This window comes from Tsuneonella sp. HG222 (assembly GCF_053819185.1).
In genome coordinates, this window is the sequence record NZ_JBSOQZ010000002.1 from 20,845 (window position 1) to 37,039 (window position 16,195).

General features: G+C 69.2%; 13 protein-coding genes. 7 read left to right on the forward strand and 6 right to left on the reverse strand.

What is annotated here, in order from left to right:
* Positions 1-86 precede the first annotated feature (86 nt).
* From clpA to ACWPMZ_RS11645, 4 genes are read left to right on the forward strand one after another with little or no spacing between them, the layout of a single operon-like run.
* On the forward strand, positions 87-2,456 hold the full coding sequence (gene clpA / locus ACWPMZ_RS11630) for an ATP-dependent Clp protease ATP-binding subunit ClpA (RefSeq protein ID WP_455704227.1): 2,370 nt from the start codon (positions 87-89) through the stop codon (positions 2,454-2,456).
* A gap of 18 nt (positions 2,457-2,474) precedes the next feature.
* Positions 2,475-4,193, forward strand: coding sequence for a M1 family metallopeptidase (locus ACWPMZ_RS11635; RefSeq protein ID WP_455704228.1), 1,719 nt, complete (start codon positions 2,475-2,477; stop codon positions 4,191-4,193).
* Between the two features lie 41 nt (positions 4,194-4,234).
* Positions 4,235-5,239 carry a ligase-associated DNA damage response exonuclease gene (locus tag ACWPMZ_RS11640; protein ID WP_455704229.1) on the forward strand — a complete coding sequence of 335 codons (1,005 nt, stop codon included), beginning with the start codon at positions 4,235-4,237 and terminating at the stop codon, positions 5,237-5,239.
* A 16-nt stretch (positions 5,240-5,255) separates the two neighbouring features.
* Positions 5,256-6,872, forward strand: a complete 1,617-nt coding sequence (locus ACWPMZ_RS11645) for a cisplatin damage response ATP-dependent DNA ligase (protein ID WP_455704230.1) — start codon at positions 5,256-5,258, stop codon at positions 6,870-6,872.
* 5 nt (positions 6,873-6,877) lie between these two features.
* Here ACWPMZ_RS11645 and ACWPMZ_RS11650 read toward each other — a convergent pair whose 3' ends face one another.
* The 6 genes from ACWPMZ_RS11650 to ACWPMZ_RS11675 form a co-directional block, all read right to left on the reverse strand.
* Positions 6,878-7,678: a phytanoyl-CoA dioxygenase family protein gene (locus tag ACWPMZ_RS11650; RefSeq protein ID WP_455704231.1), complete on the reverse strand. Its 801-nt coding sequence runs from the start codon at positions 7,676-7,678 to the stop codon at positions 6,878-6,880.
* A 192-nt stretch (positions 7,679-7,870) separates the two neighbouring features.
* Positions 7,871-8,458 carry a gamma carbonic anhydrase family protein gene (locus tag ACWPMZ_RS11655; protein ID WP_455704232.1) on the reverse strand — a complete coding sequence of 196 codons (588 nt, stop codon included), beginning with the start codon at positions 8,456-8,458 and terminating at the stop codon, positions 7,871-7,873.
* Positions 8,455-8,991 (reverse strand): GNAT family N-acetyltransferase, encoded by a 537-nt coding sequence (locus tag ACWPMZ_RS11660; RefSeq protein WP_455704233.1) that lies wholly within the window; start codon positions 8,989-8,991, stop codon positions 8,455-8,457. Before ACWPMZ_RS11660 ends, ACWPMZ_RS11655 begins: the two co-directional genes overlap by 4 nt.
* Complete coding sequence (locus ACWPMZ_RS11665) at positions 8,988-10,139, reverse strand: GNAT family N-acetyltransferase (protein WP_455704234.1); 1,152 nt, start codon at positions 10,137-10,139, stop codon at positions 8,988-8,990. Before ACWPMZ_RS11665 ends, ACWPMZ_RS11660 begins: the two co-directional genes overlap by 4 nt.
* A complete protein-coding gene (hemB, locus tag ACWPMZ_RS11670; RefSeq protein ID WP_455704235.1) occupies positions 10,132-11,127 on the reverse strand; it encodes a porphobilinogen synthase in 996 nt (331 codons plus the stop codon). The genes ACWPMZ_RS11665 and hemB overlap by 8 nt, the downstream gene beginning before the upstream one ends.
* A 59-nt stretch (positions 11,128-11,186) precedes the next feature.
* Complete coding sequence (locus ACWPMZ_RS11675) at positions 11,187-12,785, reverse strand: M23 family metallopeptidase (protein WP_455704236.1); 1,599 nt, start codon at positions 12,783-12,785, stop codon at positions 11,187-11,189.
* 167 nt (positions 12,786-12,952) lie between these two features.
* Between ACWPMZ_RS11675 and ACWPMZ_RS11680 the strand changes: the two genes are divergently transcribed.
* From ACWPMZ_RS11680 to fdxA, 3 genes are read left to right on the forward strand one after another with little or no spacing between them, the layout of a single operon-like run.
* Positions 12,953-15,523: a helicase-related protein gene (locus ACWPMZ_RS11680; protein WP_455705140.1), complete on the forward strand. Its 2,571-nt coding sequence runs from the start codon at positions 12,953-12,955 to the stop codon at positions 15,521-15,523.
* Entirely contained in the window at positions 15,524-15,832 is a 309-nt protein-coding gene (locus ACWPMZ_RS11685) for a S4 domain-containing protein (protein ID WP_455704237.1), read from the forward strand.
* On the forward strand, positions 15,829-16,167 hold the full coding sequence (fdxA, locus tag ACWPMZ_RS11690) for a ferredoxin FdxA (RefSeq protein WP_455704238.1): 339 nt from the start codon (positions 15,829-15,831) through the stop codon (positions 16,165-16,167). Before ACWPMZ_RS11685 ends, fdxA begins: the two co-directional genes overlap by 4 nt.
* Positions 16,168-16,195: the final 28 nt, after the last annotated feature.

Genomic DNA, 16,195 nt, shown 5'->3' on the forward strand with positions numbered 1-16,195 from the left:
AGACACCCATTCGCCTGCCGTTCACCCGGCCCTTGCGACTTTGTTCACCTTCGGATCGTACCTTCACCCAAAGAGACGGATAAGACATGCCCAGTTTCGCCCAAAGCCTTGAAAAGACCCTCCACGGCGCGCTGCAGAACGCGACCGACCGGGCGCACGAATATGCGACGCTGGAGCATCTTCTGCTGGCCCTGGTGGAAGACCAGGACGCTGCCGAGGTGATGGTCGCCTGCGGCGTCGATCTCGACGAACTGGCGGGCGTGGTCCGGCAGTATCTCGACCAGGAATACCAGTCGCTCAAGACCGAGGACGAAAGCGATCCGCAGCCCACCGCCGGGTTCCAGCGGGTGATCCAGCGCGCGATCCTGCACGTCCAGTCGAGCGGCAAGGACACCGTGACCGGCGCCAACGTGCTGGTCGCCCTGTTCTCCGAACGCGACAGCTACGCGGTCTATTTCCTGCAGCAGCAGGACATGAGCCGGCTCGACGCGGTCAGCTTCATCAGCCACGGCATCGGCAAGGGCGGCAAGCAGCTCGAGAGCCGCGGCCCGCAGGGCGCTGAGCAGCCGGCCGACAAGACCGAGGAGAAGGGCGAGAAGGGGAAGAAGGATTCCGCGCTCGACCAGTTCACCGTCAACCTCAACGCCAAGGCGCTCGACGGCAAGGTCGATCCGCTGATCGGACGCGGGCCGGAGGTCGACCGGACCATCCAGATCCTCTGCCGCCGCTCGAAGAACAACCCGCTCTATGTGGGCGAACCCGGCGTGGGCAAGACCGCCATCGCCGAGGGCCTGGCGCGCAAGATCGTCGAGGGCGACGTGCCCGAAGTCCTGGCCGACGCGGTGATCTTCAGCCTCGACATGGGCGCGCTGCTGGCCGGCACCCGCTATCGCGGCGATTTCGAGGAACGCCTGAAGCAGGTCGTCAACGAGCTCGAGAAGATGCCCGAAGCCGTCCTGTTCATCGACGAGATCCACACGGTGATCGGCGCCGGCGCGACCAGCGGCGGGGCGATGGACGCCTCCAACCTGCTCAAGCCGGCCCTGTCGAGCGGCGCGATCCGCTGCATCGGATCGACCACCTACAAGGAATTCCGCAATCACTTCGAGAAGGATCGCGCGCTGCTGCGCCGGTTCCAGAAGATCGACGTGAACGAGCCCACGATCGAGGACACGATCAAGATCCTCAAGGGCCTGCGCTCGGCGTTCGAGGAGCACCACAAGGTCAGCTACACGCCCGACGCGATCAAGACCGCGGTCGAGCTGTCGAGCCGCTACATCAACGACCGCAAGCTGCCCGACAAGGCGATCGACGTGATCGACGAGGTCGGCGCGATGCAGATGCTCGTGCCGCCCAGCCGGCGGAAGAAGAAGATCACCAGCCGCGAGATCGAGGCGGTGATCGCCACGATGGCGCGGATCCCGCCCAAGACCGTCAGCACCGACGACAAGAAGGCGCTCGAAAGCCTCGAGAAGGACCTCAAGCGCGTGGTCTTCGGGCAGGACGATGCGATCAAGCGGCTGTCGACGGCGATGAAGCTGTCGCGCGCCGGACTGCGCGAACCGGAAAAGCCGATCGGCAGCTTCCTGTTCACCGGCCCGACCGGCGTCGGCAAGACCGAGGTCGCCCGCCAGCTCGCCAGCATCATGGGCATCGAGCTCAAGCGGTTCGACATGTCGGAATACATGGAACGACACAGCGTCAGCCGCCTGATCGGCGCGCCTCCGGGCTATGTCGGCTACGACCAGGGCGGCCTGCTGACCGATGCGATCGACCAGCACCCGCACTGCGTGCTGCTGCTCGACGAGATCGAGAAGGCGCACCCCGACCTGTTCAACATCCTGCTGCAGGTGATGGATAACGGCCGCCTGACCGACCACCACGGCAAGACGGTCGACTTCCGCAACGTCGTGCTGATCATGACGACCAATGCCGGCGCATCCGACATGGCGCAGCAGGGGATCGGCTTCGGCGCGACCAACAAGGTCGAGGCGCAGGAAGAGGCGGTGAAGAAGATGTTCACACCCGAATTCCGCAACCGCCTCGATGCCATCGTGCCGTTCGGCTATCTCGGCACCGAGACGGTCAGCCGCGTGGTCGACAAGTTCATCCTCCAGCTCGAGCTTCAGCTGGCCGACCAGAACGTCCACATCCAGTTCGATTCGGATGCGCGCTCCTGGCTGGCCAAGAAGGGCTACGACAAGCTCTACGGCGCCCGCCCGATGAGCCGGCTGCTGCAGGACGAGATCAAGCAGCCGCTGGCCGAGGAACTGCTGTTCGGCAAGCTCGCCCAGGGCGGCGAGGTCCATGTGGGCATGAAGGACGACAAGCCGCACTTCGAACTCACCCCGGCCCCGCCGCGCGCCAAGCCCAAGCCCAAGGCGAAGGCAAAGGCCGCCGGCAAGGCGAAGCCCGCGGCCAAGGCCGAAGAAGGCGGAGCCGACGGCGCCGACTGACCGGGGTCCGGCACAGGTATGAAGCAGGCGCTGCTCCTCGCCGCGGGCGTGGCCCTGCTTCTCCCCTGTTCGGCCCTGGGCGCACAGGACCAAGCCCCGCTCGCGACGCGTACCGCCCAGAGCGGCATGGCGCTCAGCCCGAGCCAGCAGGCGATGGACCTGCCGCACCTGGCGCTCGCGATCGCGGTCGATCCCGCAAGCAGGACGATCTCCGGCCGCGCCGACTACACCGTGCGCGCTTCCGCCCCGCTCGAAAGCGTCGAGTTCGACCTCGACCCGCGGCTGCGCATCTCGCAGGTGCTGGTCGACGGCGCGGCGCTGCCAAGAAACGGATGGAGCGACGGGGGCGGCCTGCTGGCGATCCCGCTCGGCCGCAGGCTCGCGGTGGGCGAGGAGGCGCGGGTGGCGATCGTCTATGGCGGCACGCCCTTCGTGGCGCCCAACCCACCGTGGGTCGGCGGGTTCATGTGGGACAAGACCGGGGATGGCCGCCCGTGGATCGCCACCGCCGTGCAGGGCGAAGGCTGCGACCTGCTGTGGCCCTGCATCGATCATTCGGCGAAGCGCGTCGCGCTGCTCGATTTCGCGATCACCGTGCCCAAGGGCCTCGTCGCCGCGGCCAACGGCAGGCTGCTAGAGACCGACGAAGGACCTGACACCACGACCTTCCGCTGGCGGGCGCGCGAGCCCAATTCTTACGCCGTCTCGCTGCAGATCGCGCCTTACGAGGTGGTCGAGGCCGACTACGCCAGCCGGTTCGGCCCGACGATTCCGATCCGCTTCTGGCACCTGCCGGGAAATGGCGATGGCGCGCGCCGGCTGGTCGGCGAACTGCGCGACTATCTCGATTTCTTCGAGAGCCGGATCGGCCCCTACCCCTTCGCCGACGAGAAGGTCGGCGTGGCGGAGACCCCGCACCTGGGGATGGAGCACCAGACCATCAACGCCTACGGCGCCGAGTACAAGCCGGCGCCGGAAGGGTACGACTGGCTGCTGCACCACGAATTCAGCCACGAATGGTTCGCCAACCAGCTGACCATGGCCGCGACCGCCGACATGTGGTTGCACGAAGGGCTCGGCACCTACATGCAGGCGCTCTATCTCGAGTGGCGCGGCGGCGCGCTGCCGTTCCACGACAAGATGTGGGAGCTGCGCAAGGCGGTGCTCAGCCGCGTGCCGCTGGCACCGCGCGGCTTCGTCCCCTCGGGCTACTACAACGACCGGCAGATCGGCTGGGGCGACGATATCTACTACAAGGGCGCCTGGGTGGCGCACACCCTGCGCGGGCTGATCGGCGACGAGGCATTCTTCGCCACGCTGACCCGCACGGTCTATGGCCGCGCCGATCCCGCGCCGGGCAACTTCGCGGTGCAGGTTGCCGACACCGACGATTTCATCCGCATTGCCGAAGATGTCTCGGGCCGGAAGCTCGACTGGTTCGCCGAGGCCTATTTCCGCGTGGCCGACCTGCCCCGGCTCGACACCCGGCGCGAGGGGACGCGGCTCATGCTTTCCTGGCAGACGCCTGCCGCCCTGCCATTCGAGATGCCGCTCGAAGTGGCCGTGGATGGCGAGATCGTCACCGTGCCGATGAGCGGTGGCAGGGGCGAGCTGCCCCTGCCCGCGCCCGGCGCGCACGTGGTGATCGATCCGGCGGCGAAAATCCTGCGCCACGACCCCGCGGTCGAGGCCTGGCGCCGCTCGATCAGCCCGCCCGCTCCGGCCCCGGCCAGCTAGCGCCGGAACGAATCGCCGCGCGGGGGGCTTTGACTCCCCGGATGGCTGCCCCCCTTTCCTGGATCCGCGCCGAGCCGCACGGCATTCACGTCAGGCCCGCCGACTGCTGGATCGACCCCAGCAAGCCGGTGGCGCGTGCGCTCGTCACGCACGGCCATGCCGACCACGCGCGCGGCGGGCACGGGCAGACCGTCGCCACGCCCGAGACATTGGCGATCATGGAGTTGCGCTACGCAACTCGCGACGGCGCGACGCCAGTCGCTTACGGCGAGACGCTGGCGCTGCCCGGCGGCGTTTCGGCCACCTACATCCCCGCCGGGCACGTGCTGGGCAGCGCGCAGATCCTGCTCAAACATGCCGGCGAGCGCGTCGTCGTCACCGGCGACTACAAGCGCCGGGCGGATCCGACTTGTCCGCCGTTCGAGGTGACGCCGTGCGACGTGTTCATCACCGAGGCCACATTCGGCCTGCCGGTCTTCACCCACCCGCCGATCGCCGAGGAGATGGCCAAGCTGACCGGGGCGCTGGCAGCCCATCCCGACCGCTGCGTGCTGGTCGGCGCCTACGCGCTGGGCAAGGCGCAGCGGGTGATCGCCGAGCTGCGCGCGATCGGCCATCACGACCCGATCTACCTGCACGGCGCGCTCGAGAAGATGTGCCGGCTGTACCAGGAGTTCGGCGTCGACCTGGGCGAACTGCGGCTGGTGTCCGATCATTCGAAGGACGACATGCGCGGCGCGGTGGTGATGTGCCCGCCGAGCGCGCTCAACGACCGCTGGAGCCGCCGCCTGCCCGATCCGATCACCGCGATGGCATCGGGCTGGATGCGCGTGCGCCAGCGCGCCCGCCAGCGCAACGTCGAGCTGCCGCTGGTCATCTCCGACCATGCCGACTGGGGCGAGCTGACCCGCACGATCGAGGAGGTGAACCCGGCCGAGACCTGGATCACCCACGGCCGCGAGGAAGCGCTGCTGCGCTGGTGCCAGCTGCACCAGCGCCGGGCGCGCGCGCTCGCGCTGGTCGGCTACGAGGACGAAGATGACTGAGGGGGGCGACTGAAGCGTGGAGGAGTTCGCCGACCTCGTCGATGCCCTGGTCTACACCCGCAGCCGCAACGAGAAGTTGCGCCTGATCGCCGCCTATCTCGTCGCCACGCCCGATCCCGACCGCGGCTGGGCGCTCGCCGCGCTGACCGACGGGCTCGACTTCCCGGCGGTCAAATCGAGCACGATCCGCAACCTGCTGATGGAGCGGGTCGATCCGGTGCTGTGGACCCTGTCGCGCGACTTCGTCGGCGATACGGCGGAAACCGCCAGCTTCCTCTGGCCCGACCCGCTGCCCGGGCGGGGTGAGGCCATGCCGCCACCCACGGTGGCCGAGGCGGTCGGCACCCTCGCGGCGATGACCCGCGCCAGCGTGATGGCCGACCTTCCGCGCCTGCTCGACCGGCTCGATTCGGCGGGCCGCTATGCGCTGTTCAAGCTCGCCACCGGGGGTATGCGGATCGGCGTATCGGCGCGCCTCGCCAAGGTCGCCTTCGCCCAGGCGTTCGGCGTCTCGGTCGAGGACGTCGAGGAATACTGGCACGGCCTCGCCCCGCCCTATGGCGAGCTGTTCGACTGGGCGGCACACGGCAAGCCCCCGCCCGACACCGAGAACATGGCGCTGTTCCGCCCCTTCATGCTCGCCCACCCGCTCGAAGAGACCGTGGTCGACCTGACGGACTACGTGGCCGAGTGGAAATGGGACGGCATCCGCATCCAGCTCGTCCGCGCGGGCCAGGGCGACGAGGCCGAGACCAAGCTGTTCTCGCGCGGGGGCGACGACATCACCGCAACCTTCCCCGAATTGGCCGAGGCGCTGCCCTTCCCCGCGGTGCTCGACGGCGAGCTGCTGGTGCGCGGCAGCCATCAGGGCGGTGAGGAAGGCGGGGCGGCGAGCTTCAACGCCTTGCAACAGCGGCTCGGGCGCAAGCAGGTCAGCAAGAAGATGCTGGCCGAATACCCCGCCTTCGTCCGGCTCTACGACGTGCTGATCCTCGACGGCGAGGACCTGCGCGAACGCCCGTGGACCGAACGCCGCGCGCGGCTGGAGGCGCTCATGGCGCGCCTGCCGGGCGACCGCTTCGACCTGTCCGCCGTGGTCGAGGCCGACCATTTCGAGCACCTGGCCGAAATCCGCGGCGGCACGCGCGACGAGGCGATCGAAGGGCTGATGCTCAAGCGCAAGGACAGCCCCTACGTCGCCGGGCGCAAGACCGGGCTGTGGTACAAGTGGAAGCGTGACCCGCTGCTGATCGACTGCGTGCTGATGTATGCCCAGCGCGGCAGCGGCAAGCGCAGCAGCTTTTATTCCGACTACACCTTCGGCTGCTGGGACGGCGACCCGGACCAGGGCGCCGAACTGCTCCCCGTGGGTAAGGCGTACTCCGGCTTCACCGACGAGGAGCTGAAGAAGCTCGACCGCCACGTGCGGCAGAACACCGTCAACCGCTTCGGCCCGGTGCGCGAAACCGATCGCAGCCTGGTGTTCGAGGTCGCCTTCGATTCGGTGCATGAGAGCAAGCGGCACAAGTCCGGCCTCGCCATGCGCTTCCCGCGCATCCACCGCATCCGCTGGGACAAACCGCCCCACGAGGCGGATAGGATCGAAAGCCTGCGGGCGCTGATCCGCGATTGATCGGCTCAGCCGGGCGGCGCGAGCGCCCGGCGAATGGCTTCCTCGACCGGCGAATAGGCGCCGTCCGCGCGCTGCAGCGCGATCGGCTCGCGCGGCAGCAGGGGCGGCTGCGCCATGAAGCGCGGCTGGGTGCCGCGATGGCGCTGGGCGGCATGAACCAGGAAGGGGTGGCACAGGTAGACCGTTCCCGCCGGCCCGGTGGCAAGCTGCTCTTCCCGGTGTGCCGACCCGGCGAACCCGTCGGCGGCAAGCTCGCGCAAGGTCAGCCCGGCCTCGCCCGCCGGGGCCAGCTGGCGGGCGATATCGCGGTGCGAGCCGACCCGCAGGCGCGTCGGCGCGTCGAGCGGCCCGACATCGGAAAACAGGAACAGCATCAGCAGCGCCCGGCCCTTGCTGTGAATGTTCGCGCGCCACTCCATGAAATCGGGATTGTCGTGGCCGAAGCTCACGTCGATGTGCCAGCCTTCGTCGCCAGCGGGTTCGTCGGAGGGAAAGCGCAGCGGGAAGGTGCCCAGGCGGTCGCGCGGATACCACCGCCCCGGCCCGACCAGCCGGTCGAAGGCGCGGTGCAGGACCGGCGTGTTGGCCGCCGCGCGGAACGGCTCCTGCGCAAACTGGTCGAGGCGAATGACCGGCTGAGTCCAGGTCGAACGGTCGTCGGGATCGAGCCCGGCGGCCTGCCAGAGGATCGCCCGCGCCCGGGCTGCGGTCTCAGCATCGAACGCGCGATCGACGCGTACGAAGCCGTCGCGGATGAAGGCATCGACCTCGGCGGCACCAGAGCCGGTGGGAATGGTGGTGGTCATGGAAGTTCTCTCGATACGCGTGGGAATGGGCGGCCCGAGCCGCCTGGCATGCCCGCTTCGCTCCGCCTGGAGCAGCGGGGGAGCGCTACGCGCGTATCGTGAACGTCGTCGTCATCGAAAGGAAGGCTAGCGCAGCGCGCCTGCCGCGCCAAGCCCGCTCGGTTGCGCCGCGCGACTTGCGCCGCCGTGGCGTCAGGCGCGCCAGTTGGCTTGCAGTTCCGCCATGTGGCGTTCGGCCAGCCGGCAATAGCGTTCGGTCTGGAAGCGGATCTTTTCGACCTGCGCCTCGGACTGTTCCTTGAGGAACTTTGCCGGACGGCCGACCCAGATCTGGCGCGCGGGGATCTGCTTGCCCGGGCTGAGCAGGGCGCCCGCGCCCAGCATCGCGCCCTCGCCGATCCGGCAATCGTCCATCGCCACGGCGCCCATGCCCACGAAACCGCGATCTCCCACGGTGCAGCCGTGGACCACGGCCATGTGGCCGATCACGCAATCTTCGCCGACGATCGTGGGCAGGCCGTCGGTATCCGGCCGCGGGCCCTCGACGTGAAAGACGCTGCCGTCCTGCACGTTGCTGCGCGCGCCGACGACGATGCGGTGGATGTCGCCGCGCAGCACGCAGTTGTACCAGACGCTGGAGTGCGCCCCCAACGTCACGTCGCCGATCACCCGCGCGCCGGGCGCGACGAAGGCGGTTTCGTGGATGGCGGGCCATGTGCCTTCGAACGGCAGGATGGTGGCCCAGGGGAAGCGGGCGGCCACGGCGGATTGGGCCATCATGCGTGCTCCAGCCAGTAGGTGACGTGGGGTTTGAGGGGCGAACCGTCCTCGACCCGCGGGTGCGCGAAGTCCAGCGTGGGGCGGTAGGTCATGCCGAGCCGTTTCATCAGCCCCTGGCTGCGCGTGTTGCGGCGGGCCGTGATCGCCCAGATTTCCTCGTCCGGGTGATGCTTGGCGAGATAGCCGAGCGTCGCCTGCGCCGCTTCGCGCGCATAGCCCTGCCCCCAGCAGTCGGCCATCATGCGCCAGCCGATCTCGAGCTTGCCCTCGAGCTGCGGGACCGATCCGGGCAGCGCCCCGCAAAAGCCGATCACCCTGCCATCGGCCTTGCGCTCCATCGCCCACAGCGTGAAGCCGTTGTCGGCGGCAATGGCCTGGAAGCGGCCGAGCAGGGCGCGGGTCCGCTCCTCATCGTGCAGCGGGCCGATGGTCGCCATGACCTGGGGGCAGGTACACAGCGCGTGGAGCGCGGCGAAATCCTCGTCGCGCCAGTTGCGCAGTATCAGCCGCTCGGTCTCGATGCCGGCGCTCATTCCGCGGGTTCCGCTCGCTGCCTCGCCTCCCAGGCGGCGCGGTCGATCGAGTAGACGATGGTCTCCTCGTCGGGCAGGAAATCGGGGCAGCGGAAATCCAGTTCCGGCCGGCGGTGCATCCCCAGCCGCTCCATCAGGCCCCAGCTCGCCGTGTTCTGCTGGATCGTCAGGGCGATGATCTCGGGCGCGGCGAACTGCTCGAACCCGGCGCGCAGCGAAGCGAGCGCGGCCTCCTTGGCGTAACCCTTGCCCCAGGCATCCTCGCGCAGCCGCCAGCCGATCTCGAAATCGCCCTGCGGACCGCCCGCCATGTTGGCCCTTTTCAGCCCGCAGAAGCCCAGGACCTCGCCCGCCAGGTGGCCGCCGTCGTCCTTGCGCTCGACGATCCAGAAGGCATGCCCGTGTTCCAGTCCGAACTGCGGCACGCGGGCGCGGAACGCCGCCTGGGCCGCCGCGTCGGCCTCTCCGCCCAGCCAGCGCATCACTGCGGGCGTATTGGTATGGCGCACGAACGGGTCCCAGTCCTCCTGGCGCCAGTCGCGCAGCACCAGCCGGTCGGTCTCGAACCGGAAGCGCGCCGCGTCGCGCCAGGCTGCGCGATCGAGGCGATAGACCTTGGTCGGGTTCTCCTCGGGCGGATAGGCCGGGTCGTCGTAATCGAGCTCCACCGCGCGCTCCATGCCGAGCCGCTCCATGACCCGCCACGATCCGCGATTGGCTTCGGAGGTCTGCGACACGACCGCCCGGTGGCCGAATTTCTCGAACGCCTGCACCAGCATGGCGCGCGCAGCTTCGGTGGCGAAGCCTTGCCCCCAGGCGTCGGCCCGCAGGGTCCAGCCGATTTCGGGCAGGCCGCGCAGGCCTTCGGGCGCTGCCTCGGTGGTGATCGCCCCGAACCCCACGTAGCCGAGAAATGCGCCGTCTTCCCGGCGCTCGACCGCCAGCCAGCCGCCCTGCTCGTCGTTCCAGCTGTCGCGCTGGCGGGCGAACCTTTCGGCCATCTCTTCGCGGCTCACCTCGCCGCCGAGATGGACGCGCACTTCCGGCGTGTTGAGATGTTCCTGCCAGGGGGCGAGGTCGGCATCCCGGAACCGGCGGATCAGCAGCCGCGGCGTCCGGACGACGATATCGTCGGCGTCGTCAGCCACCGAGCAGCCGTGCCGCCAGCGGAGCGTGATAGGTCAGCACACCGGCACACCCGGCGCGCTTGAAGGCCATCAGCGTTTCCATCACCAGCGCGTCGCGCTCGCCCGCGCCCGCAGCCGCGGCAGCCTCGATCATCGCGTACTCGCCGCTCACCTGGTAGGCGAAGACCGGCACCTCGAAGCGCTGCTTCACGCGGGCGACGATGTCGAGATAGGGCAACCCGGGCTTGACCATGACGCTGTCGGCACCCTCGGCGATGTCGAACCCGACCTCGCGCAGTGCCTCCTCGGCGTTGGCCGGGTCCATCTGGTAGCTTTTCTTGTCGCCCTTCAGCACCCCGCTCGACCCAACGGCGTCACGAAACGGTCCGTAGAACGCGCTGGCGTACTTGGCAGCATAGGCCATGATCTGGACGTTGTGGTGGCCGCCCATTTCGAGCGCCATGCGGATCGAGCGCACGCGGCCGTCCATCATGTCGCTCGGCGCCACGATATCGGCCCCCGAAGCCGCCTGATTGAGCGCCTGATCGACGAGCACCGCGACGGTGTCGTCGTTCACGACGTAGCCCTTCGCATCGACCAGCCCGTCCTGCCCGTGGCTGGTATAGGGGTCGAGCGCCACGTCGGTCAGCACGCCCAGATCCTCGCCGCAGGCATCCTTGATCGCCTTGATCGCGCGGCACATCAGGTTGTCGGGATTGATCGCCTCGGCCCCGCTCTCGCTGCGCAAGTGGCCGGGCGTGTTGGGAAAAAGCGCGACGCACGGGATGTCCAGGGCAACCGCTTCGCGCGCCCGGGCAACGATCCCGTCGAGCGACCAGCGCGACACGCCGGAAAGCGATCCGATCGGTTCCTCGATGCCCGACCCTTCGGTCACGAACAGCGGCCAGATCAGGTCCGCCGGCGTCAGCACCGTTTCGCGGAACAGCGCCCTGCTCCAGCCCGAAACACGTGTTCGGCGCAGGCGGGTGTGGGGATAGGAGCCGGTCATGGCCGCGGCAGATGCCGCAATTCCGCGCGCGCCGCAATCGGCCGCGCGCGGCCCGTGGTTCAGCCGACCTTCTGCTTGCGCTCGATCCGGTCGATCTCGCGCACCGGCTCCGCAGCCGAGGCCGGATCCGGCGCCAGGCTGACGAGCGCGGCGCCCGGCTCGACCTTCTGCAGGCCGGCGAGCGAGGCGCGGAAGGCGGCGAGCTCGCTGCCCGAAAGCTGCGCGCGGGTCACGAAGCGCACGCTCGACGGGTTCACCGCCGCTCCGTTGCGATACATCTCGTAATGCAGGTGCGGGCCGGTGGAGAGCCCGGTCGAACCGACGTAGCCGATGACCTGTCCGCGCCGGACACGCTGGCCGTTGTCCACCGCGATCCGGCTCATGTGCGCATAGCCGGTCGACAGGCCGCCGCCGTGCCGGATGCGCACGAAATTGCCGTGCCCGCCGTGGCGGCCGGCATAATCGATCGTCCCGTCGGTCACCGCGTAGATCGGCGTGCCGTAGGACGCCTTGAAATCGATTCCCCGGTGCATCCGGCCATAGCCCAGGATCGGGTGGCGGCGCATGCCGTAGCTGGAGGTCTGGCGGCCGGGCACCGGGGCCAGCAGCCCCTGGCGCATCTCGCCCACGCCGGATGCCTCGTAAAAGCGCCCGTCGCTGCCCCAGCGCATCAGCTGCTTGCGCGGCTTCCCGTCGCGCAGCAGGCCGGCATAGAGCAACTTGCCTTCCTCGACCTCGCCAGTCGCGGCCCGCTTGTAATCCACGATCAGGTCGAACGTGTCGCCTGCGCCGATCGCGTCGATCTCCATTTCCTGGCTCAGCGTGCGCAGGTAATCCTGCACCGCCTTGGCGGGTGCCCCGGCGTTGCGCGCGGCGCGGTAGAGGCTCGAGCCGACGGTGCCGCGAATGCGCAGCGGGGTCGCGTCAACCTTGATCGGCCGCGGATCGAGCGTCAGGCGTCCGTCGCGCCGTTCGACGCCGAGCTGCAAATCGAACCGCGCACGAAACGACAGTGCGTCGAGCGGGCGCGGCGTTTCGGCCGACACCCTGCGGCCGAGCGTGATGTCGACCTGGGTGCCCGCCTCGATGTCCGACAGATCCATCGCTCCCGCGACCATCTGGGTAACGCGCCCGGCTTCGGCCGCGCCGACACCGGCGCGCAGCAGCATGCGCTCGAAGCTGTCGCCGCGCGTCAACGTCGCCACCATGTCCAGCCGTGGCCGTTCAGGCGCGCTTCGAAGCGCCACGACTTCGCGTGTGGCGCCCATCCGGCGGCCCGAATCGGCGCCCAAAGCGAGCGGCATGATCATCTGGCTGCGGAATTCGTCGCGCACGGCGTCGTCCGCCGCCATCGGCTTGGCCTCGAGCGGAGCGAAATCGGGCCATGCTACCAGAGCGAGCCCGGCGAGGCCGATGAAGGTCGCGGCGCCCCTGAGCCAGCGGCGCGAACCGATGTCCTGCGCCAGGTCGGGTGCGAAATCGAGTTGCGAGAGGCTGAGCGAGACGCGCTGGCGCCATTGTTCGTAGCGCTCGGCAAAGCTGGTGAAGCGGACGAGGCGAACGGCGGTGGCGGGCTGCACGATCTGGCCGTGCGACAACGCGGCAGGGCCCCAGTAGCCCGCGCCGTACGCCGCCTCGTTACTCCGATCCTTGAACAAAACGCGCCCTCCTGCGCAGCCGTCGACACGCACCGCGGTCGCAGCCCGATCCCGGCCGGCCTTCTGCTGCAAGGGCATGGGCCGATAAAGTAAATTTGATCTTAAGGGCGGCGAAGCGGGCACCTGATGCGCCGAACGGATGGAACCTTTTCAACGGCGGAAACATGATGCGATTGGCCTTGTCCGCCGCTCGCGTGCGGGCCACATTCGATCTCGTAGTGTCCGCAAATCATTCCGACAGCCGCGTTCGCGCCGTGCTGGGTCCGACCAACACCGGCAAGACCCACCTCGCCATCGAAAGGCTGTGCGGCCATTCGAGCGGCGCCATCGGCTTTCCGTTGCGGCTGCTGGCACGCGAAGTTTACGAAAAGGTCCGGGCCATCAAGGGCGACAAGCAGGTCGCGCTGCTGACCGGCGAGGAGCGGATCGAGCCGCCGGATGCCCGCTATCTCCTGTGCACCGCGGAAGCGATGCCGCGCGACGGGGGCGGCCGGGCCTTCGTCGCGCTCGACGAGGCGCAACTGGCGGCCGATCCGGAACGGGGCCATATCTTCACCGATCGCCTGCTCAACGCGCGCGGCCGCGAAGAGACGATGCTGCTGGGCTCGGCCACGCTCGAACCGATGGTCAAGGCGCTGATTCCCGGCGTAACGGTGGAAGAGCGCCCGCGCTTCTCGACCCTCAAGCACGCTGGCAGCACCAAGCTGAGCCGCCTGCCGCCGCGCTCCGCGCTCGTCGCGTTCAGTGCCGAACAGGTCTACGCCATGGCCGAGATGCTGCGCCGCTTCCGGGGCGGTGCGGCGGTGGTGATGGGCGCGCTGAGCCCGGAGACCCGCAACCGCCAGGTCGAACTGTTCCAGTCGGGCGAGGTCGACTACATCGTCGCCACCGACGCGATCGGCATGGGGCTCAACCTCGATGTGACCCATGTCGCGTTCGCCTCGCTGAGCAAATACGACGGACGGCGCCAGCGCCGGCTGACCCCCGCCGAAATGGCGCAGATCGCCGGGCGCGCCGGGCGGCACCACCAGGACGGGACATTCGGCACCCTGTCGGGCGGCCGCGACGCGCGCGGCAAGGAAGGCGGGGCTGAATTCACCGACGACGAGGTCTACGCGATCGAGGAGCACCGCTTCGCTCCGCTGACCCAGCTGTTCTGGCGCGAGTCGCAACCGCGGTTCGACAGCCTGGCTGTCCTGATCGGCGATCTCGAGGCCAAGCCCTACGAGCCACAACTCGCCCCCGCGCCCGAGGCCATCGATCTGGCGGTGTTGCGCCGGCTGGCCGAGGATTCCGCGATCACCGATGGCGTCACGACGCCCGGGCAGGTCCGCCGGTTCTGGGAGCTGTGCCAGCTGCCCGATTTCCGCCAGCAGGGCGCCGACATGCACGCACGATTCGTCGCCCGGCTGTGGCAGGACCTGCGCAGCGGACATCTGGGGCCGGACTTCGTCGCCGCGCGGATCGGCGAACTCGATCGCCCGCAGGGTGACATCGACACGTTGCAGGGGCGCATCGCCTCGATCCGGTCGTGGGCTTATATCTGCCAGCGCCCGGACTGGGTGCTGGCGCGCGACGAAATGGCGGCGCGGGCGCGTGCGGCCGAAGCGCGGCTGAGCGACGCGCTGCACCAGCGCCTGACCGAGCGTTTCGTGAACCGGCGCACATCGGTGCTGATGAAATCCGTCGGCAAGGATCCGGGGCTGCTCAAGGTCGAGCTGGACGAGGCGGGGCGGGTGATCGTGGAGGACCACGCCATCGGGCATCTCGAGGGGTTCCGCTTCGTCGTCGACGGCAAGGCGAGCGGCGAAGAGCGCAAGCTGATGCTCGCTGCGGCCGAACGGCACTTGCCGGCACTGCTGGCGGAAAAGGCGCGGCGGCTCGTGGCCGAAGAACTGGGCGACCTGCGGATCGAGCGCGGCTCCGTGCTGCGCGGCGGCCAGGTGATCGCGACAATCGAGCGCGCGAAGGCGCGAGCGCGGCCCCGGCTGGTGCTGGCCAGGGAACTCGGTGCGCTCGACCCGGCCCAGCGCTCCCGTCTGGCCGAGGCGCTCGACCTGTGGTTCGCCTCGATGCTTCGCCCGCTCGCCCCGCTGGCCGCCATCGAGGCGGCGGCGCAGGATCTCGCCTTGGGCAGCGAGGCGCGCGCGCTGCTCCTCACGCTGGTCGATCGTGCCGGCACCGTGCCGCGCGAGAGTGCCGGACTGGCCGTGATACCCAAGGACAAGCGGCCGCTGCTGCGGCGCCTCGGCGTCACGATCGGCGCGCTCGACGTCTTCGTCCCCGCGCTGCTCAGGCCGCAGGCCCGTGTCCTGCTGGCGGAACTCGGCCTGGACCGGCGGCCGCTGCACGCGGCGATGGAGCCGGTCATCGAGAGCCAGGCGCTTCCCGCAGGCTATCGCCGGGCCGGCCGCCAGGCGGTGCGGGTGGACATGGCCGAGAAGCTGTTTCGCGCCGCGCACGAGGCGCGGATGCGGGCCGGCGGGCGCGGCTTCGCGTTCGACGACGGCCTCGCCCGCTCGATGGGCCTCAAGCCGGACAATCTCGCCCGCCTGATGCGCGATGCCGGCTTCCGCGCCAACGCGCCGCGCAAGCTGGCCGAAGGGGCCCACGGCCCGCCCGCTCCCCCCGCATGGTCGTGGCGCCCGCCGCGCAAGGACCAGGCGGGCCAGCGGGTTCCGGATGCAAAGGCAGCGCCGGGCGGCGTGTTCGCGGCGCTGGCGGAGCTTGTGCGCTGAATGCGGCTCGACAAGCTGCTCTACTGTCTGCGGTTCGCCAAGACGCGGGGCATCGCACAACGCTGGATCGCCGAGGGCCACATCCGCCGCAACGGCGAGCGCGTCGTGCGCCAGGACCAGCGGGTGGCCCCCGGCGACATTCTCGTCCTGCCGTTGAAGAGCAAGGTTCTGCCGATCGAGATTACCGCCTTGCCGCTGCGGCGGGGGCCGCTGCAGGAAGCGCAGGCCTGCTACCGCGCGCTTGACGCTGGCCGCGCATTCGCCATAGGCGGAAACCAGTCGACCCCTGAAGGACCCACCGAGCAATGACCTATGTCGTCACCGATGCCTGCATCAAGTGCAAGTACACCGATTGCGTCGAAGTCTGCCCGGTGGACTGCTTCTACGAAGGCGAGACGATGCTGGTGATCAACCCCAGCGAATGCATCGACTGCGGCGTGTGCGAACCGGAATGCCCGGCCGAGGCCATCCTGCCCGACACCGAGGGCGGGCTCGAGCAGTGGCTTGAGCTGAACGCCAAGTACTCGGCCGAATGGCCCAACATCACCGAGAAGAAGGACCCGCCCGAAGACGCCGACGAGCACAAGGGCGAAGACGGCAAGTTCGACAAGTTCTTCACGCCCGATCCCGGCCAGGGCGACTGAGCCCCCCGCCCTGGGGCGGCCAACTTCT